The 21,768-nt window shown below is 73.0% G+C and carries 20 protein-coding genes; 15 read left to right on the plus strand and 5 right to left on the minus strand.

Features of this window, described 5'->3' with window-relative positions; translation table 11 throughout:
• Nucleotides 1-130 precede the first annotated feature (130 nt).
• Nucleotides 131-709, minus strand: coding sequence for a Uma2 family endonuclease (locus tag AC07GB_RS39120; protein ID WP_478854235.1), 579 nt, complete (start codon nucleotides 707-709; stop codon nucleotides 131-133).
• Between the two features lie 155 nt (nucleotides 710-864).
• Here AC07GB_RS39120 and AC07GB_RS39125 point away from each other — a divergent pair, with 155 nt between their 5' ends.
• From AC07GB_RS39125 to AC07GB_RS39145, 5 genes are all read left to right on the plus strand, one after another.
• Nucleotides 865-2,487: a peptide ABC transporter substrate-binding protein gene (locus tag AC07GB_RS39125; RefSeq protein WP_478854237.1), complete on the plus strand. Its 1,623-nt coding sequence runs from the start codon at nucleotides 865-867 to the stop codon at nucleotides 2,485-2,487.
• Between the two features lie 69 nt (nucleotides 2,488-2,556).
• A complete protein-coding gene (locus tag AC07GB_RS39130) occupies nucleotides 2,557-3,480 on the plus strand; it encodes an ABC transporter permease (RefSeq protein WP_478854239.1) in 924 nt (307 codons plus the stop codon).
• Nucleotides 3,473-4,435, plus strand: a complete 963-nt coding sequence (locus tag AC07GB_RS39135; protein WP_478854241.1) for an ABC transporter permease — start codon at nucleotides 3,473-3,475, stop codon at nucleotides 4,433-4,435. The genes AC07GB_RS39130 and AC07GB_RS39135 overlap by 8 nt, the downstream gene beginning before the upstream one ends.
• Nucleotides 4,436-4,440: 5 nt before the next feature.
• Nucleotides 4,441-5,484, plus strand: a complete 1,044-nt coding sequence (locus tag AC07GB_RS39140; RefSeq protein ID WP_478854243.1) for an ABC transporter ATP-binding protein — start codon at nucleotides 4,441-4,443, stop codon at nucleotides 5,482-5,484.
• Nucleotides 5,477-6,499, plus strand: a complete 1,023-nt coding sequence (locus AC07GB_RS39145) for an ABC transporter ATP-binding protein (protein WP_478854245.1) — start codon at nucleotides 5,477-5,479, stop codon at nucleotides 6,497-6,499. Before AC07GB_RS39140 ends, AC07GB_RS39145 begins: the two co-directional genes overlap by 8 nt.
• Nucleotides 6,500-6,642: 143 nt before the next feature.
• Here AC07GB_RS39145 and AC07GB_RS39150 read toward each other — a convergent pair whose 3' ends face one another.
• A complete protein-coding gene (locus tag AC07GB_RS39150; RefSeq protein ID WP_478854247.1) occupies nucleotides 6,643-8,910 on the minus strand; it encodes a S9 family peptidase in 2,268 nt (755 codons plus the stop codon).
• A 169-nt stretch (nucleotides 8,911-9,079) separates the two neighbouring features.
• On the opposite strand from AC07GB_RS39150, the gene AC07GB_RS39155 reads away from it, so the two are divergent.
• From AC07GB_RS39155 to AC07GB_RS39190, 8 genes are all read left to right on the plus strand, one after another.
• Nucleotides 9,080-9,274 (plus strand): hypothetical protein, encoded by a 195-nt coding sequence (locus tag AC07GB_RS39155; RefSeq protein ID WP_144320756.1) that lies wholly within the window; start codon nucleotides 9,080-9,082, stop codon nucleotides 9,272-9,274.
• Between the two features lie 101 nt (nucleotides 9,275-9,375).
• Complete coding sequence (mshB, locus tag AC07GB_RS39160; RefSeq protein WP_478854249.1) at nucleotides 9,376-10,284, plus strand: N-acetyl-1-D-myo-inositol-2-amino-2-deoxy-alpha-D-glucopyranoside deacetylase; 909 nt, start codon at nucleotides 9,376-9,378, stop codon at nucleotides 10,282-10,284.
• 86 nt (nucleotides 10,285-10,370) lie between these two features.
• Nucleotides 10,371-10,766 (plus strand): DUF6113 family protein, encoded by a 396-nt coding sequence (locus tag AC07GB_RS39165; RefSeq protein ID WP_478854271.1) that lies wholly within the window; start codon nucleotides 10,371-10,373, stop codon nucleotides 10,764-10,766.
• A gap of 140 nt (nucleotides 10,767-10,906) precedes the next feature.
• Nucleotides 10,907-13,039: a hypothetical protein gene (locus AC07GB_RS39170; protein ID WP_478854251.1), complete on the plus strand. Its 2,133-nt coding sequence runs from the start codon at nucleotides 10,907-10,909 to the stop codon at nucleotides 13,037-13,039.
• A gap of 160 nt (nucleotides 13,040-13,199) precedes the next feature.
• Nucleotides 13,200-14,159 (plus strand): ABC transporter ATP-binding protein, encoded by a 960-nt coding sequence (locus AC07GB_RS39175; protein ID WP_478854253.1) that lies wholly within the window; start codon nucleotides 13,200-13,202, stop codon nucleotides 14,157-14,159.
• The gene (locus AC07GB_RS39180; protein ID WP_478854255.1) at nucleotides 14,156-15,070 is read left to right on the plus strand and encodes an ABC transporter permease; all 915 of its coding nucleotides are present in this window, start codon (nucleotides 14,156-14,158) and stop codon (nucleotides 15,068-15,070) included. Before AC07GB_RS39175 ends, AC07GB_RS39180 begins: the two co-directional genes overlap by 4 nt.
• A complete protein-coding gene (locus tag AC07GB_RS39185; protein WP_478854257.1) occupies nucleotides 15,067-16,308 on the plus strand; it encodes a sensor histidine kinase in 1,242 nt (413 codons plus the stop codon). The genes AC07GB_RS39180 and AC07GB_RS39185 overlap by 4 nt, the downstream gene beginning before the upstream one ends.
• Nucleotides 16,305-16,967, plus strand: coding sequence for a response regulator transcription factor (locus AC07GB_RS39190; protein ID WP_478854259.1), 663 nt, complete (start codon nucleotides 16,305-16,307; stop codon nucleotides 16,965-16,967). Before AC07GB_RS39185 ends, AC07GB_RS39190 begins: the two co-directional genes overlap by 4 nt.
• Nucleotides 16,968-16,985: 18 nt before the next feature.
• Here the strand turns inward: AC07GB_RS39190 and AC07GB_RS39195 are convergent, their stop codons facing one another.
• From AC07GB_RS39195 to AC07GB_RS39205, 3 genes are all read right to left on the minus strand, one after another.
• Complete coding sequence (locus AC07GB_RS39195; RefSeq protein WP_478854261.1) at nucleotides 16,986-17,864, minus strand: transglutaminase family protein; 879 nt, start codon at nucleotides 17,862-17,864, stop codon at nucleotides 16,986-16,988.
• A gap of 59 nt (nucleotides 17,865-17,923) precedes the next feature.
• On the minus strand, nucleotides 17,924-18,778 hold the full coding sequence (locus AC07GB_RS39200) for a transglutaminase-like domain-containing protein (RefSeq protein ID WP_478854263.1): 855 nt from the start codon (nucleotides 18,776-18,778) through the stop codon (nucleotides 17,924-17,926).
• 171 nt (nucleotides 18,779-18,949) lie between these two features.
• On the minus strand, nucleotides 18,950-19,960 hold the full coding sequence (locus tag AC07GB_RS39205; protein WP_478854265.1) for a GNAT family N-acetyltransferase: 1,011 nt from the start codon (nucleotides 19,958-19,960) through the stop codon (nucleotides 18,950-18,952).
• Nucleotides 19,961-20,103: 143 nt separating this feature from the next.
• On the opposite strand from AC07GB_RS39205, the gene fdxA reads away from it, so the two are divergent.
• Both fdxA and AC07GB_RS39215 read left to right on the plus strand, forming a co-directional pair.
• The gene (gene fdxA / locus AC07GB_RS39210) at nucleotides 20,104-20,424 is read left to right on the plus strand and encodes a ferredoxin (RefSeq protein WP_478854267.1); all 321 of its coding nucleotides are present in this window, start codon (nucleotides 20,104-20,106) and stop codon (nucleotides 20,422-20,424) included.
• A 103-nt stretch (nucleotides 20,425-20,527) separates the two neighbouring features.
• Nucleotides 20,528-21,622 carry a bifunctional succinyldiaminopimelate transaminase/glutamate-prephenate aminotransferase gene (locus AC07GB_RS39215; protein ID WP_478854269.1) on the plus strand — a complete coding sequence of 365 codons (1,095 nt, stop codon included), beginning with the start codon at nucleotides 20,528-20,530 and terminating at the stop codon, nucleotides 21,620-21,622.
• The last annotated feature ends 146 nt before the right edge of the window (nucleotides 21,623-21,768 follow it).

Raw genomic sequence — 21,768 nt, forward strand, 5'->3', positions numbered from 1 at the left:
CCCCCCCCCCCCCCCCCCCCCCCCCCCCCCCCCCCCCCCCCCCCCCCCCCCCCCCCCCCCCCCCCCCCCCCCCCCCCCCCCCCCCCCCCCCCGCGTCCGGGGGGCGCGAGAAGGACCCGCGCGGCGTGACTCAGCCCTGCCCGGGCTCCGCGTACCGGCGGAAGGCGGACGTGTCCAGGGTCCAGGGGCCCAGGGAGACCTGGTCACCGAAGATGTAGGGGACCTTCTTCCCGTAGTGGACTCCGCACGGCTCGGAGTGCACCTCGATGGTGCCCTTCCGGGGGTCGACGATCATGTAGAGCCCGATGCCCATGGCGGGGTACTCGGAGAGTTTCGCGCCGTAGTCGTTCTCCGGGTTCGAGGGGGAGACGATCTCGACGGCGGCGAGGACCTCGGTGGCGTCGACCGCCAGACCCTCTTCGTCGAGTACGGCCTCCGGGATCACCACGGCGTCCGGACGGCGCATGCGGCCGATCGACGGGTGCTCGATCTCGGGGCCGTTCGCGCAGATGTAGCCGGGGTGGGTGGCGGGGAGCTGTGCGTCCAATTGCTTGCAGATGCGGCGGACCGTGCCCTCATGGCGCTTCGAGGGGCACATCATGGCCAGTATCGGACCTGAGGGCCCGATCTCGACGTTCCATGACCCCTCGAGCCGCTCGGCATAGGCGCCCAGCTCCTCGGCGATCGCGCGCATCTTCGCGTAGTCCATGAAGGCAGCGTAGCCAGGCCTCCGGATGCGGCATACGTACATCCGGAGGGCCTCCTCCCTCATACGGCCGGGCTAAATGTGCCGCTTGCTCCCTATAACGCGATATTGGCGATAGTGCGCGCGGCACACGCGCGGCGGAGGCGAGGAGGCAGTTCATGCGTGGAGCCACGCACGCCAAGTGGGCCGCTTGCGCGGCGGCGGTCGCGCTCGCGGCGACAGCCTGTGGTGGTGGGAGCGGCGGCGGCGACGGCTCCGGGGTCGTGGGCTCCTCCTGGGGCGACCCGCAGAACCCGCTGGAGCCCGCCAACACCAACGAGGTGCAGGGCGGCAAGGTCCTCGACATGATCTTCCGGGGGCTCAAGCGGTACGACCCGAAGACCGGCGAGGCCAAGGACATGGTCGCGGAGTCCATCGAGACGAAGGACTCGCGGACCTACACCGTCAAGGTCAAGGACGGCTGGAAGTTCAGCAACGGCGAGGCCGTGACCTCCAAGTCGTTCGTGGACGCCTGGAACTACGGGGCGCACCTCAAGAACAACCAGAAGAATTCCTACTTCTTCGGCTACATCGAGGGGTACGACCAGGTCCACCCGGAGAAGGGCGACCCCAGCGCGGACACCCTGTCGGGCCTGAAGGTCGTCGACGCGCGGACCTTCACCGTCAAGCTCTCGCAGAAGTTCTCCACCTGGCCGGAGACCCTCGGCTACCCGGCCTTCGCACCCCTGCCCAAGGCGTTCTTCGACGACCGTACGGCCTGGCTCGCCAAGCCCGTCGGCAACGGCCCGTACACGATCAAGTCGTACCAGAAGGGCTCCAAGATGGAGCTGCGGAAGTGGGACGACTACAGCGGCGACGACAAGGCGCGGAACGGCGGCGTGGACCTGCGGGTCTACACCGACAACAACAGCGCCTACAACGACCTGATGGCGGGGAACCTCGACCTCGTCGACGACATCCCGGCCGCGCAGCTGCGGAACGTGAAGAACGACCTCGGGGACCGCTACATCAACACCCCGGCCGGCATCATCCAGACCCTGTCCTTCGCCTTCTACGACAGCAAGTGGAACAAGCCCGGGATGGAGAAGGTCCGCAAGGGCCTCTCCATGGCGATCAACCGGCAGCAGATCACCGACACGATCTTCCAGAAGACGCGGACGCCCGCCAAGGACTGGACCTCGCCCGTGCTCGGCGAGGACGGCGGCTACAGCGAGACCCTGTGCGGCGACGCCTGCACCTATGACGCGGCGCGGGCCAAGAAGCTCGTCGAGGAGGGCGGCGGCATCCCCGGCGGCACCCTGAAGATCTCGTACAACGCGGACACCGGCTCCCACAAGGAGTGGGTGGACGCCGTGTGCAACTCCATCAACAAGGCCCTCGGCAACAACAGGTCCTGCGTCGGCAACTCCATCGGCACCTTCGCCGACTTCCGCAGCCAGGCCTCCCAGCAGAAGCTGGACGGCGCCTGGCGCGCGGGCTGGCAGATGGACTACCCGCTGATCCAGAACTTCCTCCAGCCGGTGTACTACACCGACGCCCCGTCCAACGACGGCAAGTACAGCAGCGAGGACTTCGACAAGCTCGTCGACGAGGCCAACGCCGAGACCGACACCGGCAAGGCCGTCTCCACCTTCCAGGACGCGGAGAAGGTGCTGGCCAAGGACATGGCGGCGATCCCGCTCTGGTACCAGAACGGCAGCGCCGGCTACTCGGACCGGGTCTCGGACGTGTCGCTGAACCAGTTCAGCGTGCCCGTGTACGCGGAGATCAAGGTCAACTGAGCCGCGCGGAGCGGCCGTCCGGTCCCCAGGACACCGGACGGCCGCTCCCCCTACCTCCGGAGCCAGCCCATGGGGCGATATGTGATCCGGCGCCTGCTACAGATGATCCCGGTCTTCTTCGGCGCCACACTGCTGATCTTCCTGATGGTGAACGTGATGGGCGACCCCATCGCGGGCCTGTGCGGCGACCGCAAGTGCGACCCCGCGACGGCCGCCCGGCTGAAGAAGGAGTTCGGCCTCGATAAGCCCGTCTGGCAGCAGTACGTGACCTACATGGGCAACGTCTTCACCGGAGACTTCGGCACCGCCTTCAACGGGCAGAAGGTCACCGAGCTGATGTCGACCGCGTTCCCCGTCACCGTCCGGCTCACGCTCGTCGCCATCGTCTTCGAGATCGTCATCGGCATCAGCCTCGGCGTGCTGACGGGCCTTCGGCGCGGCAGGCCCATCGACACCACGGTGCTGATCCTCACCCTGGTCGTGATCTCGGTCCCGACGTTCGTCACCGGGCTGCTGCTCCAGCTGCTGCTCGGCGTGGAATGGGGCGTCATCAAGCCCTCGGTGTCGTCCGAGGCGCGTGTGGACGAGCTGATCGTGCCGGGGCTCGTGCTCGCCTCCGTCTCACTCGCCTACGTCACCCGGCTCACCCGGACCTCGATCGCCGAGAACCGCCGCGCCGACTACGTCCGCACCGCCGTCGCCAAGGGCCTGCCCCGGCGCCGCGTCGTCCTGCGGCACCTGCTGCGCAACTCCCTGATCCCGGTGGTCACGTTCATCGGCACCGACGTGGGCGCGCTCATGGGCGGCGCGATCGTCACCGAGCGCATCTTCAACATCCACGGCGTCGGCTTCCAGCTCTACCAGGGCATCCTGCGGCAGAGCACCCAGACCGTCGTCGGCTTCGTGACCGTGCTCGTCCTCGTCTTCCTCGCCGCCAACCTCATCGTCGACCTCCTGTACGCCGTACTCGACCCGAGGATCCGCTATGCCTGAACCCCAGGAGCCCCAAGGCGCCATCGCGGGGACCGGCGCGGGCGGCGCGATGGACCTCGCCGCCAGCGAGGCGACGACGCTCGCCCCCGGCCCGGGCGGGCCCGCGGCGCCCGCCCGCAGCCTGTGGTCCGACGCCTGGCACGACCTGCGTCGCAACCCCGTCTTCATCGTGTCGGGCCTGATCATCCTCTTCCTCGTCTTCATCTCCCTGTGGCCCTCCGCGATCGCCTCCGGCGACCCGCTGGACTGCGACCTCGCCAACGCCCAGAAGAGTTCCTCGCCGGGGCACCCCTTCGGCTTCGACGGCCAGGGCTGCGACGTCTACACCCGGACCGTGCACGGGGCCCGCGCCTCGGTCACCGTCGGGGTGTGCGCCACCCTCGGCGTCGCGTTCCTCGGCAGCGTGCTCGGCGGGCTCGCCGGGTTCTTCGGCGGTGTGTGGGACGCGGTCCTCTCCCGCGTCACCGACATCTTCTTCGCCATCCCGGTGGTGCTCGGCGGGCTCGTCCTGCTGTCCGTGGTCACCTCCAGCACCGTCTGGCCCGTCATCGGCTTCATGGTGCTGCTCGGCTGGCCGCAGATCTCCCGCATCGCGCGCGGCTCGGTGATCACCGCCAAGCAGAACGACTACGTGCAGGCGGCCCGCGCCCTCGGCGCCTCCAACACGCGCATGCTGCTGCGCCACATCGCGCCCAACGCGGTCGCGCCGGTCATCGTCGTCGCCACCATCGCGCTCGGTACGTACATCGCCCTGGAGGCCACGCTCTCGTACCTGGGCGTCGGCCTGAAGCCGCCGACGGTCAGCTGGGGCATCGACATCTCGGCCGCCTCCGCCTACATCCGCAACGCCCCGCACATGCTGCTGTGGCCCGCCGGCGCCCTCGCCGTGACCGTGCTCGCGTTCATCATGCTCGGCGACGCGGTGCGCGACGCCCTCGACCCGAAGCTGAGGTAGGCGCCATGGCACCCACGGCACCCCAGGAATCCGCGGCGGCCGCGGCGCCCGCGCCGGGCAAGCTGCTCGAAGTGCGCGACCTGCACGTGGAGTTCCGCACCCGCGACGGCGTGGCCAAGGCCGTCAACGGCGTCGACTACGCCGTCGCGGCGGGGGAGACCCTCGCCGTGCTCGGCGAGTCGGGCTCCGGCAAGTCCGTCACCGCGCAGGCGATCATGGGCATCCTCGACATGCCGCCCGGCCGCATCAGCGGGGGCGAGATCCTCTTCCAGGGCCGGGACCTGCTGAAGCTCAAGGAGGACGAGCGGCGCAAGGTGCGCGGCGCGGGCATGGCCATGATCTTCCAGGACGCGCTCAGCTCCCTGAACCCCGTGCTCAGCGTCGGTGACCAGCTCGGCGAGATGTTCGTCGTGCACCGGGGCATGTCGCGCAAGGACGCCCGCGCCAAGGCCGTCGAGCTGATGGACCGCGTCCGCATCCCCGCCGCGCGGGAGCGCGTCGGACAGTACCCGCACCAGTTCAGCGGCGGCATGCGCCAGCGCATCATGATCGCCATGGCGATGGCCCTCGAACCGGCGCTGATCATCGCGGACGAGCCGACGACCGCGCTCGACGTCACCGTCCAGGCCCAGGTGATGGACCTCCTCGCGGAACTCCAGCGGGAGCTGAACATGGGCCTGATCCTCATCACCCACGACCTCGGCGTGGTCGCCGACGTCGCCGACACCATCGCCGTCATGTACGCGGGCCGCATCGTCGAGAAGGCCCCGGTCCACGAGATCTACAAGGCACCCGCGCACCCCTACACGCGGGGCCTCCTGGAGTCGATCCCGCGCCTCGACCAGAAGGGCCAGGACCTCTACGCCATCAAGGGCCTGCCGCCCAACCTCACGAACATCCCGCCCGGCTGCGCCTTCCACCCGCGCTGCCCCATGGCCCAGGACGTGTGCCGCACCGACGTACCGCCGCTCGCCGAGGTCACGTACGAGGGGCTCGTGGGGGAGCGGCGCAGCGCCTGCCACTTCTGGAAGGAGTGCCTCCGTGGCTGAGCCCATTCTGGAGGTGCGCGGCCTCGTCAAGCACTACCCGCTCACCCAGGGGATCGTCCTGAAGAAGCAGGTCGGCGCCGTCAAGGCCGTCGACGGCGTGGACTTCGACCTGCGGCGCGGGGAAACCCTCGGCATCGTCGGGGAGTCCGGCTGCGGGAAGTCCACCGTCGCCAAGATGCTCGTCAACCTGGAGCGGCCCACGGCGGGCGCGATCCGCTTCAAGGGCGAGGACGTCGCCGGGCTCTCGGGCCGGGCCCTGAAGGCCGTGCGCCGGAACATCCAGATGGTGTTCCAGGACCCCTACACGTCCCTGAACCCCCGCATGACCGTCGGCGACATCATCGGCGAGCCCTACGAGATCCATCCGGAGGTCGCGCCGAAGGGCTCGCGCCGCAAGAAGGTCCAGGACCTCCTCGACGTGGTCGGGCTGAACCCCGAGTACATCAACCGCTACCCCCACCAGTTCTCCGGCGGACAGCGCCAGCGCATCGGGATCGCCCGCGGGCTCGCCCTCCGCCCGGAGGTCATCGTCGCCGACGAGCCCGTCTCCGCGCTCGACGTGTCGGTGCAGGCGCAGGTGGTGAACCTCCTGGAGCGGCTCCAGAGCGAGTTCGAGCTGTCGTACGTCTTCATCGCCCACGACCTGTCGATCGTGCGGCACATCTCCGACCGGGTCGGAGTCATGTATCTGGGGCGGATCGTCGAGATCGGCACGGACACGGAGATCTACGAGCATCCGACGCACCCCTATACACAGGCGCTGCTCTCCGCCGTGCCCGTGCCCGACCCGCGGGCCCGGGAGCACCGCGAGCGCGTCATCCTGAGCGGGGACGTGCCCTCGCCCGCCAACCCGCCCTCGGGCTGCCGCTTCCGCACGCGCTGCTGGAAGGCCCGCGAGCGCTGCGCCCTCGAAGTCCCCGCGCTCGCCGTCCCGGCGGAGTTCCGCCTGACCACGGGGCCCGCGGCGCATGATTCGGCGTGCCATTTCGCGGAGGAGAAGCACGTGGTGCCGTAGGCCTGGCCGGAGCGCGGTAACAGGGCGGCAACGTCGGCGACCCCAGGAGGTAAAGAGAGGGCGCCAGGCTGGGGGCGTACGGCCGTGCGGGTGCCGTTGGACCGGCCGGGGTATGCCATGTGACCCCGGCCGGTCGTCACCGCCTACAGGCCGAGCGAGCGCTTCAGGAAGTCGACCTGGAGCAGCAGGAGGTTCTCCGCGACCTGCTCCTGGGGCGTCATGTGCGTGACCCCGGACAGGGGCAGCACCTCGTGCGGGCGCCCGGCGGCGAGCAGCGCGGAGGAAAGCCGCAGGGAGTGCGCGACGACCACGTTGTCGTCGGCGAGGCCGTGGATGACGAGCATCGGCCGGTGCGGCTCGGCGGGGTCGACGAGGCCGTCGTCGGCGACGAGGGAGCTGGTGCGGTAGGCCTCGGGCGCGGTGTGCGGGTCGCCCAGGTACCGCTCCTGGTAGTGCGTGTCGTACAGGCGCAGGTCCGTCACCGGCGCCCCGGCCACCGCCGCGTGGAAGACGTCGGGGCGGCGCAGGACCGCCATCGCCGAGAGGTAGCCGCCGAAGGACCAGCCGCGGATGGCGACGCGGTCCAGGTCGAGCGGGAAGCGCTCGGCGAGGGCGTGCAGGGCCTCCACCTGGTCGTCGAGCGTGCGGGTCAGATCGCCCTTGACGGCCTTCTCCCAGGCGGGCGAGCGGCCCGGCGTACCGCGCCCGTCGGCGACGACGACCGCGAAGCCCTGGTCGGCGAACCACTGCGGAGTAAGGAACACGTTCCGCGCGCTGAGCACGCGCTGGGCGTGCGGGCCGCCGTAGGGATCCAGGAGGACGGGGAGCCGCGTGCCGGAGGCGGGGTCGTACCCCGTCGGAAGCAAGACGGCGCACGGAATCTTCCGTGCGCCCCCTTCGGTGAGCGTCACGCGCGGGGTGAGCCCCGGCTGCTGCGCGTGCGAGACGACGGTCGTCAGCTGCTTGCCGTCGCGCAGGACGCGGGCCCGTGAGCCGTAGTGGTCAAGGGTGGCCGAAACGAGCACCGTGACATCGCCGGCCCGCACCGCCGAGTGCACCCCGGGCTCCTGCGAGACCCGCTCCACCCCGAGTTCGTTGACGCGGTAGACGTGCACCTCGCCGAGGGCCGGGTCGGTGGCGGCCTCGCCCGCCGACGCCGAGATCAGCACCGAGTCGTCGGTCACGTCGAGCACGGCGCGGACGTGCAGCTGCGGCCCCGTCAGCGGCCGTTCGCCGACCGCGAGGACCCGCGCGCCGCCCTCGTCCGCGATCCGCACGAGCTGTCCGCCGGGCGACCAGCAGGGCACACCGGGGAACAGTTCCAGCCAGTCCTCGTCCTCGTCGGCGTGCACCATCCGCGTCGCCCCGGTCTCGGGGTCCACCGCCAGGTACAGCGCGCTGCGCTGGTCGCGGGCCTGGACGAGGAGCAGCGGCGCGCCGCTCGCCGACCAGTGCACACGGGCCAGGTACGGATAGCGCTCGCGGTCCCAGACGACCTCGACGCGGGTCCCGTCGAGGCCGATCACGAAGAGCCGCACGTCCGCGTTGGGCGTGCCCGCCGCGGGGTACGCCACCTGCTCCGGCTCCCGCTCCGGGTGCGCGGGATCGGCGATCCACCAGCGCCGCACCGCCGCGTCGTCGACCCGCGCGACCAGGAGCCGGTCGGACTCCGGCGACCACCAGAAGCCCCGGAAGCGCTGCATCTCCTCGGCCGCGATGAACTCGGCGAGCCCGTACGTCACCGTGCCGGCTCCGTCGCCGTCCGGCTCCGCGAGCGCCCGGTCCGCGCCGCCCTCGGCGTCCGTGACGCGCAGCGCGCCCTCGGCGACGTACGCGATGTGCCGGCCGTCCGGCGACGGGCGCGGGTCGATCACCGGGGCGGGCGCGGGCAGCTCGCGCGCGGTGCCCGCGCGCAGCTCCGCGGCGAACAGGCGGCCCGAGAGGGCGAAGGCGGCCAGCTCCACCGCCGCGTCCGTGGCGTATCCGACGACGCCCGCGCCGCCCTCGCGGCTGCGCTCGCGGCGCGCCCGCTCGGCGGCGGAGAGCCGCTCCGCGGAGCCGCCGAGCAGCGTCCGCGGGTCGGCGGCGACGCGCTCCACGGGGGAGCCGTCCGCGGCGAGGTCGAGGACCCACAGCTGGTTCGCGCGGTCCGTGCCGGACGCGGAACGGACGAAGACGACCCGGGAGCCGTCGGGCGCGACGGTGAACGCGCGCGGCGTCCCGAGGGAGAAGCGCTGCGTACGGGCGTGTTGGCGCGGGAAGGACAGCCGCTGCGCCGAGGCGTCGGAGGGGTCCGTGTGCTCCGGCGCCGCGGCGGGCGGCGGAGTCCCGGCCTGCTCGGCCTGCTCGGCCTGCTCGGGCTGTTCAGCCTGCTCGGAATTCTCGGCGGTCTCGGGGTGCTGGGTGGTCATCCCCCGAGCCTAAGTGTGATGCGCCCCCTGTGTTTCGGTGCTCCGACTCATGTGATTCCACGGATAGTTATGATCCGTAGCGCGTGGTGGGTAGGACCTTGCTGGCACGGGTGGAGGACTCCGCCGGCAAGGCAGGGGCGAGGCTCGGGGAAGTGGGAGGTGAACCGGCGTGGTGCTCTCGGTCTCGGTGGTGCTTTTGCTGGCCATCATCGTGGTCATGTTGGTGCGCAAGCAGGGGCTCAAGACGATCCACGCGATCGTCTGCGTGCTGCTCGGGTTCTACCTGGCCAGTTCGTCCGTGGCACCGACCATCGACGAGCTGTCGACGAACCTGGCGGGCGTGATCGAGGACATCGACCCGTAAAGCGTCTCCACCGCCCCCGCGCCGCCGGTCCTCCCGGCGGCGCGGGGGCGGACGCGTGACACGCGCGCGGGGCGGGTGCGCCGGGCTCGTAGGCTGTTCCCATGACGGAACTGCCCGCCCGGCGCCTGCTGCTCGTGCACGCGCACCCCGACGACGAGTCGATCAACAACGGCGCGACGATGGCCGCGTACGCGGCAGCAGGCGCCCGTGTCACGTTGGTGACCTGCACGCTCGGCGAGGAGGGCGAGGTCATCCCGGCGGAGCTCGCGCACCTCGCCCCCGACCGCGAGGACGCGCTCGGCGCGCACCGCGTCGGGGAGCTGGCCGCCGCGATGAAGGCGCTCGGCGTCACCGACCACCGCTTCCTCGGCGGCACGGGGCGCTACCGCGACTCCGGGATGATGGGCGTCGAGCAGAACCACCGCCCCGGCGCCTTCTGGGCCGCCGACGTGGACGAGGCCGCCGCGCACCTCGTCGAGGTGATCCGCGAGGTGCGCCCCCAGGTGCTCGTCACCTACGACCCCGACGGCGGCTACGGCCACCCCGACCACATCCAGGCGCACCGCGTCGCCACGCGCGCCGTGGACCTCGCGGCCGAGCCCGCCTTCCGCCCCGGCCTGGGGGAGCCGCACGCGGTCGCCAAGGTGTACTGGAACCGCGCGCCGCGCTCGGTCGTCGAGGAGCGCTTCCGCGGCCTCGCGGAGGACCTCGACGGCACGCCCTTCACCGCCGTCGCCTCCCTGGCCGACGTGCCCGGCGTGACGGACGACGAGCGGATCACCGCGGAGGCCGGCGGCCCGGCCTTCGCCGCGGCCAAGGCCGCGGCCATGCGGGCCCACGCCACCCAGATCGAGGTGTGCGAGCCGCTGTTCGCGCTGTCGAACGGCCTGGCCCAGCCGATCTTCGCCACCGAGTACTACGAGCTGGTGCGGGGCACCTCGGGGGCGGCGCCCGGCGCGCGCGAGACCGACCTGTTCGCCGGGCTCGGCACGGAAGGGACCGATCAGTGAGTACGCGATCCAGGGCCTCGGCGTCCGCCAAGCCCACGAAGACCGGCAAGGCGGCGGCCGCAGGCTCCGGCGCGGCCGCGGCCGCCGTGCCCGGCAGCTTCCTCGCGCAGCCGCTGAACGCCGCCCGGCTGGTGGCGTACGTCGCCCTCTTCCTGCTCGGCGTGGTCGTCGGGGTCGCGGGGGCGCTCGTCCAACAGGGCTGGTTCCCGGGCGGGTTGCTGCTCGCGCTCGCCGGGGCCACCGGCGCCTTCCACGGCGGCTCGCGCGCCACCGGCACCAGAGCCGGGGCCCTCGCGCCCGCCGCGGGGTGGCTCGTCGCCGTCATGCTGCTGACGGCGACCCGCCCGGAAGGCGACTTCGTGTTCGGGGCCGGACTGGGGTCGTATGTGTTCCTGCTCGGCGGCATGGGCGTGGCTGTGATGTGTGCCACGCTCTGGCAGCGGCCGCAACCGGGCTCGTCCGACGCCCGACTTGGCAAGTGACGTACCACTTGAGCCCGTCCCCGGCAGGGGTTTGACGCCGGTCACGGGATGCCTGCCGACGGCGGCCAGTATGGTGGTGCGCGCCGCCGAGCCGCCCGAGTGGTCGAGACGGGCGGCGGAGCCAACCAGGAGAACCTGCCTTGAGTCGTGAAACTGACAGTTCGTCCTCCGGTCCTCACGGGCGCGCGGGAGCCGCGTACCCGTCGGGGACGCCGCCGTACGGCTCGCCCGCCCAGGGCGCAGGGCCGGACGGCGGAGCGGACGGCGCCGGGCTCGGGCCCGGCGGCCGGCGTGCCGACGAACCGAAGACCGAGACCACGCTGACCACCCGCATCCGGATCAACATCCCCGGGTCGCGGCCCATCCCGCCCGTCGTGATGCGCACGCCGGTCGGGGACGCCGACGGGGACAGAGGCACGGAAGCGAAGAACCCGAACGACGCCGGCGGCGACTACCCCGACTTCGCCGACGCAACCGGCGCCTCGCCGCTGCCGGGGCCCGCCGCGCCCGCCCCGGGCGGAGGGGTGACTGGCCCCGCCGCACCGCAGGCGTCCGCGGGGTCCTCCGGAGGCTCCGCCTCCGGTGACGACGGCGGGGAGCCGACGAGCGACTGGTTCGCGCCGCGCAAGTCCTCGCCCAAGGGCCCGTCCACCCCCGCGGCCCCCGCTCCCTCTTCGGGCACCGGTTCGGGTGACTCCGGCACGGGGTCCTACGACGTGTCCGCGGCCGTGGCGGCCGGGCCGCTCGGCTCCGGCGGGGAGCCGCGGCGCGACGACCTCCCGTCCTTCCCCGGCTTCCCCGGCGGCGACGACCGGCCCGCCGGGCCCACCGGGGGGCCGGTGACCGGGGACGGTCCGATGCTGACGCCGGAGCCCCCGGCCGAGCCTGGGCCGTACGCGGGCGGCACCGACCCGTACGGGACCGGCGCCGATGCCTTCGCGGGCGGCACCGACCCCTTCGCGGGCGGCACCGACCCCTTCGCGGGCGGGCCCGCGGGCCCCGGTGGCCCCGGCCGCCTCAGTGACGACACCGCGATCCTCACGCCGCAGAAGCCCGTGCCCGGCGCGGGCGGCCCCGGCGCCACCCGGCCGCCCGCCGCAGGCGGCCCCGGGGCTCCCGGCGGGCCGGGCGGGCCGGGCGGGCCCGGGGGGAACGTCTCCGGCGACACCCTGAACAGCGGCATCCCGGTCGTCCCGCCCGCCCAGACCTCGCCGTTCGCGCCCGGCGCGCCCGGTGAAGGGCCGGCCCCGCACACGCCGCCGAAGCTGCCCGAGCCCGCGCAGCCGAGCGCCCCGGCCGCTCCCGCGGCCAAGAAGGCGAAGAAGAAGGGCCGCAGCAAGCTGGTCATGCTCGCCGGTCTCGTCGTGGTCGTCGGCTGCGGCGCGTACGGCGCGGGCCTGCTGATGAACCACGCCGACGTGCCGAAGGGCACCACCGTCCTCGGTGTCGACATCGGCGGCGGCACCCGCGACGAGGCCGTCAAGAAGCTCGACGCGGCGCTCGGCGAGCGCGTCAACAAGCCGCTCAAGCTGACGGTCGGCGGCGACACGGTCACCCTCAAGCCGGACCAGGCCGGGCTCACGCTCGACAGCCAGGCCACCGTCCGCTCCGCCGCGGGCAGCGACTACAACCCCATGTCGGTGATCGGCGGCCTGTTCGGCGGCGAGCGCGTCGTCGAGCCGGAGATGCCCGTCGACGAGGAGAAGCTGGCGGCCGCCCTGGAGCGCGCCGCGGGCGGCTCCGGCTCCGCCAAGGAGGGCACGGTCAAGTTCGTGCCCGGCAAGGCCGTCGCCGTGCACGGCAGGGCGGGCAAGGGCATCGACGCCGAGAAGGCGTCGACCGCGGTCGCGGAGGCGTACAAGAAGCAGGTGGAGACCGGCAGCGCGGGCAGCGTCGCGGTGCCCGTCACGAACCGGAAGCCGACCGTGTCCGACGCCGAGGTCGACCGGTTCATGCGGGAGTTCGCCAAGCCCGCCATGTCCGCCAACGTCATGATCAAGGCGGGCACCGGTGGCGGCATCCCGCTCGGCCCCGCGCACTCGCTGCCGCGGATCCTGGGCGTGAAGGCCGTGAACGGCAAGCTCGTCGAGACGTACGACCTCAAGGCGCTCAAGACGCTCTACGGCAGTACGTTCGACGGCGTCCTGATCCAGCGCGGCAACGGCAAGAAGACGCCGGTCCAGCCGACGGACGTCGCCCAGGCCATGGGCAAGGCGCTGCGCGGCAAGACGCCCGCCGAGCGGATCGGCGTCATCGAAACGAACGCCAGCTAGCGGCTCTTTCCTCCGGCGCCGGACGGGTCCGGACCACTGGTCCCGTCCGGCGCTTCGGCGTGGGCGCTGCCCGTCATGCCTCCCGCATGACATCTGTCATGCGGATGTCACCACACACGACACTGCCGTCACACCGCTCTGACCAGCGACGATGGTGCACATGACGATGACAGTGACCACCGCGGCGGGCCCCGCGGAGCCCTCGGTGAGTGCCGTACGGTTCGACTCGGTGACCAAGTCCTACGGCGACGTACGCGCCGTCGACGGACTGAGCCTCGACCTGCGGCCCGGCGAGACGGTCGCGCTGCTCGGGCCGAACGGCGCGGGCAAGTCCTCCACGCTCGACCTGCTCCTCGGCCTGCGCCGCCCGGACAGCGGCACGGTCAGCGTGTTCGGCACCGGGCCGCGCGAGGCGATCACCGCGGGCCGCGTCGGGGCCATGCTCCAGAGCGGCGGCCTCATGGACGACGTTTCCGTACGCGAACTGGTGCGTCTGGCCTGCGCGTTGCACCCGCGCCCGTACCGCGTGAACGACGTCCTGGCGCACGCGGGCATCACACAGATCGCCGACCGCAAGGTCAACCGGCTCTCCGGCGGCCAGGAGCAGCGCGTCCGCTTCGCCCTCGCCACCGCGGGGCCCAACGACCTGATCGTCCTCGACGAGCCCACCACCGGCATGGACGTCAGCGCCCGCCAGGCGTTCTGGGCGACCATGCGGGAGCAGGCGGACCAGGGCCGCGCGGTCCTGTTCGCCACGCACTACCTGGAGGAGGCCGACGCGATCGCGGACCGCGTCCTGGTGCTGCACCGCGGCCGCCTCCTCGCCGACGGCACGGCCGCCGAGATCAAGGCACGGGCGGGCGCCCGCAAGGTCAGCTTCGACCTGGACGAGCTGACCGGGCAGGGCGGCGAGCTGGCCGCCGAGCTGCGCCTCCTGCCGCACGTCAGCGCGCTCGACGTGTCCGGGCGCACGGTCCGGCTCCAGTCCACCGACGCCGACGCCACCGTGCACGCGCTGTACGCCCTCGACGTCTACCCGCGCAACCTGGAGGTCGCAGGGCTCGGCCTGGAGCAGGCCTTCGTCGCGATCACCGCGGCCGAGGAGGCGAGGACGGCATGACCGGCACCTCCACCACGGCTCACGCCGACAGCACGGCACACGCCGACACCGCCGCCCCCACCGACACCGCCCCGCACCCCGACACCACCAGGGAGACCGACGTGACCACGGCGACGCACACGACGACGGCACGGGCGGCCGCCCGGCGGGGCGTGGCGGGCTTCTCCTCCGCCTCCCTCGTCACGCTGGAGATCAAGCGCTCCCTGCGCAACCGCAAGTTCCTGTTCTTCTCGGTGCTCTTCCCCGCCCTGCTCTTCCTCATCACCGCGGGCGGCCAGGACGCCGACGTCACGATGCCGGACAGCGGCGGCCTGAGCGTCCCCGCGTACATGATGGTCTCCATGGCCTCGTTCGGCGCGCTGACCGCCGTCCTGATGGGCAACAGCGAGCGCATCGCGCAGGAGCGCGCGAGCGGCTGGGTGCGCCAGCTGCGCCTGACCAGCCTGCCCGGCCGCGGCTACGTGCTCGCCAAGACGGCAAGCGCCGCCGTCGTCAGCCTGCCGTCGATCGTCGTGGTCTTCGCGGCGGGGGCCGCCGTCAAGGGCGTCCGGCTCGACGCCTGGCAGTGGCTGGCCCTGACCGGCTCGATCTGGGCGGGCAGCCTGTGCTTCGCCGCGCTCGGCGTGGCCGTCGGCTACCTCGCCACCAGCGACACGGCACGGCCGATCGCGATGATCCTGTACTTCACCCTCTCGGTCCTCGGCGGCCTGTGGATGCCCTCCACGACCTTCCCGCACTGGCTGCGGACCGTCGGCGAGTGGCTGCCCACCCACGCGTACGCGGCGCTCGGCCGCGCCATCGAGCTGGGCGGCGCCCCGCACGCCAAGGACGTCGTACTGCTCCTCGCGTACTTCGCCGCCTTCACCGCGGGCGCCGCCTGGCTGTACCGGAAGGACACACTGAAGGCGTGAACAAGGCACTGGACCCCGGCGACCGCCACCCCCTGCACAGCTTCGGCCAGCCCGTCACGGACCGCCGCGCGGCCCGTACGAAGGCCGCCTGGATCGCCATCTGGCTGGTCTTCATGGCGGCGCCGGTGAAGGACCTGGCCGACGGCGGCCGCTCCACGGTGGCCACGGTCCTCGGCTCGCTCGGCCTCGCCGCGTTCGTCGGCTGCTACCTCACCCTGGTCTTCCGGTACACGACACGGGTGCTGAGCTGGCGCTGGGTGCACGTGACCTTCACGCTCCTCGTGCTCCTGGCGGCCGCCCTCTCGACCTGGATGGACTCCGCCTGGCTCGGCCTGTGGGTGTACGTCGCGGTGTCCGCGGGCGCGGTCCTGGAGACGCGGCAGGCCCTGTGCGTGATCCCGGCCGTCACCGGGGTGATGCTGGCCATCGGCGTGTACGCGCAGGGCGTGGGCGCCGCGGACCTGATCACCGGCCTCGGCGTGACGACCTTCCTCGTCGGCTTCGCTATGACCGGCGTCCGCCATCTGATCCGTACGACCGTCCAGCTGCGCCAGGCCCGGGCGACGGTCGCCCAGCTCGCCGCGAACGAGGAGCGCCTGCGCCTGGCCCGCGACCTGCACGACCTGCTCGGCCACTCGCTGTCCCTGATCACCCTGAAGAGCGAGCTGGCCGGGCGGATGCTGCCCGACCACCCCGACCGGGCCGCCCAGCAGGTCGCCGACATCGAGCAGGTCAGCCGCCAGGCCATGGTGGACGTCCGCGAGGCGGTCACCGGCTACCGCAGGCTCACCCTGCCCGGCCAGCTCGCCGGGGCCCGCACCGCGCTGACCGCGGCGGGCGTCGAGGCCAGCGTCCCCCTGGCGGCGCCCGAGCCCCCCGAGGCCCCCGACGAGGAGCGGGAGGCCGCGCTCGCCTGGGCGCTGCGCGAGGCCGTCACGAACGTCGTACGGCACAGCGGGGCGAGCCACTGCGCGGTCACCCTCACCCGGCGCCAGACCCTCGCGGGCCCCGTGCTCGAACTGGCCGTGGAGGACGACGGCGTGGGCCCCACCGCAGGCACCGGCCACGGCAACGGCCTGACCGGGCTCACCGAGCGCCTCCAGGCCGTCGGCGGCGTCCTGGAAGTAGGCTCGGCCGGCGGGCGCAAGGGCGGCGGCTTCCGGCTCGCCGCGCGCGTGCCGCTGACGGCGGACCCGGCGGGGGCCGCCGCGGCCTCCGCTCTAGGATCACCCGCATGAACGGCACGCACACCCCCGCCGACCCAGGAGACCCCGCAGAGCCCGCGGGCGGCCCCGTCCGGGTGCTGCTCGCCGAGGACCAGTCCATGGTCCGCGAGGCGCTCGCGGCGCTGCTCGGCCTGGAGCCGGACATCGAGGTCGTCGCCCAGGTGGCACGCGGCGACGAGGTGCTCGCCGCCGCCCGCGCCCACCCTGTCGACGTGGCGCTCCTCGACATCGAGATGCCGGGCCGCACGGGCATCGAGGCGGCGGCGGAGCTGCGCGCCGCGCTTCCCGCGGTGAAGGTCGTCGTCCTCACCACCTTCGGCCGGCCCGGCTATCTGCGCAGCGCCATGGAGGCCGGGGCCGTGGCCTTCCTGGTGAAGGACGCGCCCGCGGCCCAGCTCGCCGACGCCGTACGCCGCGTCCTCGCGGGCGAGCGCGTCATCGACCCCACCCTGGCCGCGGCCGCCCTCGCCGAGGGCGCGAACCCGCTGACCGACCGCGAGCGGGAGATCCTGCGCGCCGCCGCAGACGGCTCCACGAACGCCGAACTGGCCGCCGCCCTGCACCTGTCCCAGGGCACCGTCCGCAACTACCTCTCGACGGCCATCCAGAAGCTCGCCGCGCGCAACCGCGCGGAAGCCGTGCGGGTAGCCCGCGACAAGGGCTGGCTCTGACCCGCCGCCCGCCCGGGCTCAGTTGAGCCGCGCCCGGGCGGCCCGCGCCTGCCGCCGCACCCGGTCGGCCCCCGCCGCGTCGCTCGGGGCCAGCGCGTCGGCGTAGCCCTCCAGCTCGGCGGCGCCCGCGCGGAAGTCGCCGCGCTGCACCAGGAGCCGGGCCCGCTCGTAGCGCAGCCGGTCCGCGGGCGAGGGCAGCAGAAGCGCGAGGTCCACGGCCCACAGGGCGACGTCGGAGCGCTCGGGCCGGGCCGCGGCCCAGGCGCGGATGTTGTTCAGGACGCGCAGGACGATCTCGCGCGGGTCCGCGGGCCGCAGCATCGCCGGTTCGAGCGGTGCCCCGGTGGCGCCCGCGACCAGCAGCCGCGCCTCCGCACAGCTCAGTAGACGCCCTCCGGCGAACGGGTCGGCGAGCACGCGCTCCTCGCACCCGCCCTGGCCGCCGCAGGAGTCGTACGCGTCGCAGCCCTCGCCCGGGCAGGCGTCCGGGCTGCCGAAGGCGACCACGAAGTGCCCGGGCAGCGCGACGCCGTACACGGGGGCGCCGGCCCGTCGCGCCACCTCGATCCACAGCACGGACAGCAGGATCGGCAGGCCGCGCCTGCGCCGCAGGACGCGGTGCAGCAGGGCCGACTCCAGGCGGTCGTAGTCACCGGGCCGCCCCGCGAACCCCAGGTGCCCGCCGAGCAGTTCGGCGAGCGCTGCCGCCCAGGCGCGGGGCCCGCCCGGGCTCGGCGGCAGCCGTCGCGCGAGCAGGTCGAGCTGGCGCCGGGCCGCCGCCATGCCCGCCCGGTCGAGCGCGGGGTCCGCCTCCGCGCCGATCAGCAGGCACAGCAGGGCGAGGTCGGGCCGCTCGGACCCGGCCTCCGCCGCGAAGGCTCGACGCCACGGATGCATACGACGGTGGTGCCCGGCCCGGGACTCCCCAACCGGGCGCTCCGGCCCGCGCGACGGGCTCAGTTGAGCTTCGCGCGGGCCGCCCGGGCCTGGAGGCGGACCCGGTCCGCCGTGGCGGGCTCGATGGACTCGACGACGTCGGCGTACTCGTCGAGGCCCCGCGCCCCCTGAAGGAAGTCGCCGCGCTCGACGAGCAGCTGCGCCCGCTCGTAGCGCAGCCGGGCCGGGTGGGCGGGCAGCAGCAGCGACAGTTCCAGGGCCCACAGCGCCACGTGGGAGCGCTCGGAGCGGTCCGCGGCCCAGGCCCGGATGTTGTTGAGGATGCGCAGCATGATGTTCAGCGGGGCGGCGGCCGTCAGGAGCGAGGGGTTGAGCTTGCCGCCCGTCGTCTGCGCCACCAGCTGCGCCGCGTCCGCGTGGGTCAGCAGCCGCCCGCCGTTGAACGGATCGGCGAGCACCTGCTCTTGCTCGCCGAACTCGTCCGGGCTGCCGAAGCCGACCACGAAGTGCCCGGGCAGCGCGACGCCGTACACCGGCGCGCCCGCCCGCCGCGCCACCTCGATCCACACCACGGACAGCAGGATCGGCAGGCCCCGCTTGTGCCGCAGCACCTCGTGCAGGAGCGAGGACTCCAGGCGCTGGTAGTCCGCGGGCGTGCCGTGGAAGCCGTGCCGCCCGCCGAGCAGCTCGGACACCGCGGCCGCCCACGCGCGCGGCCCGCCCGGCCGGTAGGGGAGCTGCCCGGCGAGCGCGTCCAGCTGGATCTGTGCCGCGTCGATGCCCGCCTCGTCCAGCTCGGGGTCCGCCTCCCCGCTCAGCAGCAGGCACAGCAGGGACAGGTCGGGCTGCTCGGACCTGGCCTCGTCGGCGAATCTGCGCCGCCATTCACTGGACTTCGCGGGCTGTGCGCGCATCCGTGCCTCTGTCGTTTCTGTGTGGGCCCAGCCGGCCGGGCCGAGGGGTGGTGCCGGGGTGCTGCTTCCCGTGCTGTCTTCGTCGTACGCGTACGCCACCGGAACACCGCCGTGCCCGGCCCCGGGGCGAGGGGGCACGGGGCGGCGGCCGCTCCGGCCTCCCGTCGTCGCTCACGCCTTCGGTCGCTCGGGCTCCCTGTAGTGGTGGTAACGGTGGTGGACGGCGAATCCCATCCCCGTGTACAGCGCCCGCGCGGCGCCGTTGTCCTCCTCCACCTGGAGCCACGCGGCCGACGCCCCCTCGTCGAGCGCCCGGCGCGCGAGCGCCGTCATCACGGCCGTGGCCAGACCCCGCCGCCGCACCGCGGGGTCCACCTCCACGGCCATGAAGCCCGCCCACCGCCCGTCGACCACGCACCGCCCGATCGCCGTCGGCGCGCCCTCGTCGCCGGGCACGGAAGCGAACCACACCGAGGGGCCGCTCGTCAGTACCTGCACCACATGTGGTCCGGGCGTCCCGGCCCGCTGGTACCGCCGCAGCCACGCCTCGTCGACGCTCCGCGACAGCGTCACGTCCCCGGGGCCGGCGGGCAGGTCCGCGACCGGGGCGAGCGCGCCGACCATGACCTCCGTGGTCACCTCGCGGGCCCAGCCGCGCCGTTCGAGGTCCGCGCAGAGCCGTTCCTGCGCGTCCGCGGCGCCGGTGGCCGTCTGTACGTACGCGGGCAGGCCGCGGTCCGCGTACCAACTGCGCGCGTACGTCAGCGCGTCGTCGAGGGGGCGGCCCGGATCGCCGAGCGGCAGCACGGAGTTGGCCCGGCGCGTGAACCCGGACGCGGCCCGCAGCGTCCACTCACCGAGGCGCTCGCTCTCCACCGGCTGCCAGGAGCGCGCCCCGGCGCGCGCCAGTTCCTCGTACGTCGCCGCGGGCCCCCGTCTGCGCGCGGGCGCGGTCGGCACGACCTTCCCCGCGACCAGGACACTCTCCGCAATCCGGACAGCCTCGCCACTCTTGCGTGTGATCACCAACACACCGTCGTTCCACGATGTGAGAACGCCCACCGTGTCGGTGAACCTGGCGCCCGGGGCGCCCGCTTCGTCCATACGTCGAACCGATACGCGTTTACCCACGTCAGAGGGGGTGATTCGGACCTCGAGCCGTCCGCCCGCAGTGAATTCCACAGCTCTGTACGCCCCTCCTGTTCGGATCTTGCCCGGGAACGGAGATACTAGGTGCGGGCATCGACGACGCCGCGCTCCCGCGCGCCAGGCGAGCGGAGCCTGAGGACGGCCCGCCAGCGCCCGTATCGAGGAGGAACGACAGCGTGACCTACGTCATCGCGCAGCCTTGTGTCGACGTCAAGGACAAGGCGTGCATCGAGGAGTGCCCGGTCGACTGCATTTACGAGGGCAAGCGGTCCTTGTACATCCACCCGGACGAATGCGTCGACTGTGGAGCCTGCGAACCGGTCTGCCCGGTCGAGGCGATCTTCTACGAGGACGACACTCCTGAGGAGTGGAAGGACTACTACAAGGCGAACGTCGAGTTCTTCGACGAGCTGGGCTCGCCCGGTGGTGCCAGCAAGCTCGGCCTGATCGAGCGCGACCACCCCTTCGTCGCAGCGCTGCCGCCGCAGAACCAGTAAGCGGCCGCCCCAGCGCCGCCCCGGTCCCGTACGGCCACGTCCGCTGTACGGGGCCGGGGCGTTTGTACAAGCCCCACGTACCGCACCGCCTGGAGCCAATCTCGTGTCAGCAGTCTCCGACCGCCTCCCCACGTTCCCCTGGGACAAGCTAGAGCCGTACAAGGAGACGGCGGCGGCCCACCCCGACGGCATCGTCGACCTGTCCGTCGGCACCCCCGTCGACCCGGTGCCCGAGCTGATCCAGAAGGCGCTCGTCGCGGCCGCCGACTCGCCGGGCTACCCCACGGTGTGGGGCACGCCCGAGCTGCGTGACGCGATCACCGGCTGGTGCGGCCGCCGTCTCGGCGCCCGCGACCTCACCCACCACCACGTGCTGCCGATCGTCGGCTCCAAGGAGCTGGTCGCCTGGCTCCCCACCCAGCTGGGTCTCGGCCCGGGCGACAAGGTGGCGTACCCGCGCCTTGCCTACCCGACGTACGAGGTCGGCGCGCGCCTGGCCCGCGCGGAGTACGTCACGTACGAGGACCCGCTGGAACTCGACCCCGATGGCCTCAAGCTCCTGTGGCTCAACTCGCCCTCCAACCCGACCGGCCGTGTCCTGTCAAAGGACGACCTGACCCGGATCGTGGCCTGGGCCCGCGAGCACGACGTGCTGCTCGTCAGCGACGAGTGCTACCTGGAGCTTGGCTGGGAGGCCGCCCCGACGTCGGTGCTGCACCCGGACGTCTGCGGCGGCTCGTACGAGGGCCTCCTGGCGGTCCACTCCCTCTCCAAGCGCTCGAACCTCGCGGGCTACCGCGCGGCGTTCGTCGCCGGGGACGCGGCCGTGCTCGGCGACCTGCTCCAGATCCGCAAGCACGGCGGCATGATGACCTCCGCCCCGACGCAGGCCGCGGTGATCGCCGCCCTCGGCGACGACGTCCACGTCCGTGAGCAGCGCGAGCGGTACGCGGCCCGCCGTGCCGCCCTCCGCGAGGCCCTCGTCGGGCACGGCTTCCGCATCGAGCACAGCGAGGCCAGCCTGTACCTGTGGGCCACCCGTGACGAGTCCTGCTGGACCACGGTCGCCCACCTGGCCTCCCTCGGCATCCTGGTGGCCCCCGGCGACTTCTACGGCGAGGCGGGCGCGCACTTCGTCCGCGTGGCGATGACGGCCACGGACGAACGGGTGGCGGCGGCGGTGGCCCGCCTGAGGTGACGCAAGAAAGGGGTGCGGGGGGGCCTCCCCCCCCCCCCCCCCCCCCCCGCCCCCCGCCCCCGAAGGTTCACCCCACGGCCGGCTCTTTCCCTGCAAATTATTGCTTGGGAAGACCGTTCGCGTGGGGTACCCCAAGAGACCTCCAT

This window comes from Streptomyces sp. NPDC045778, assembly GCF_056431945.1.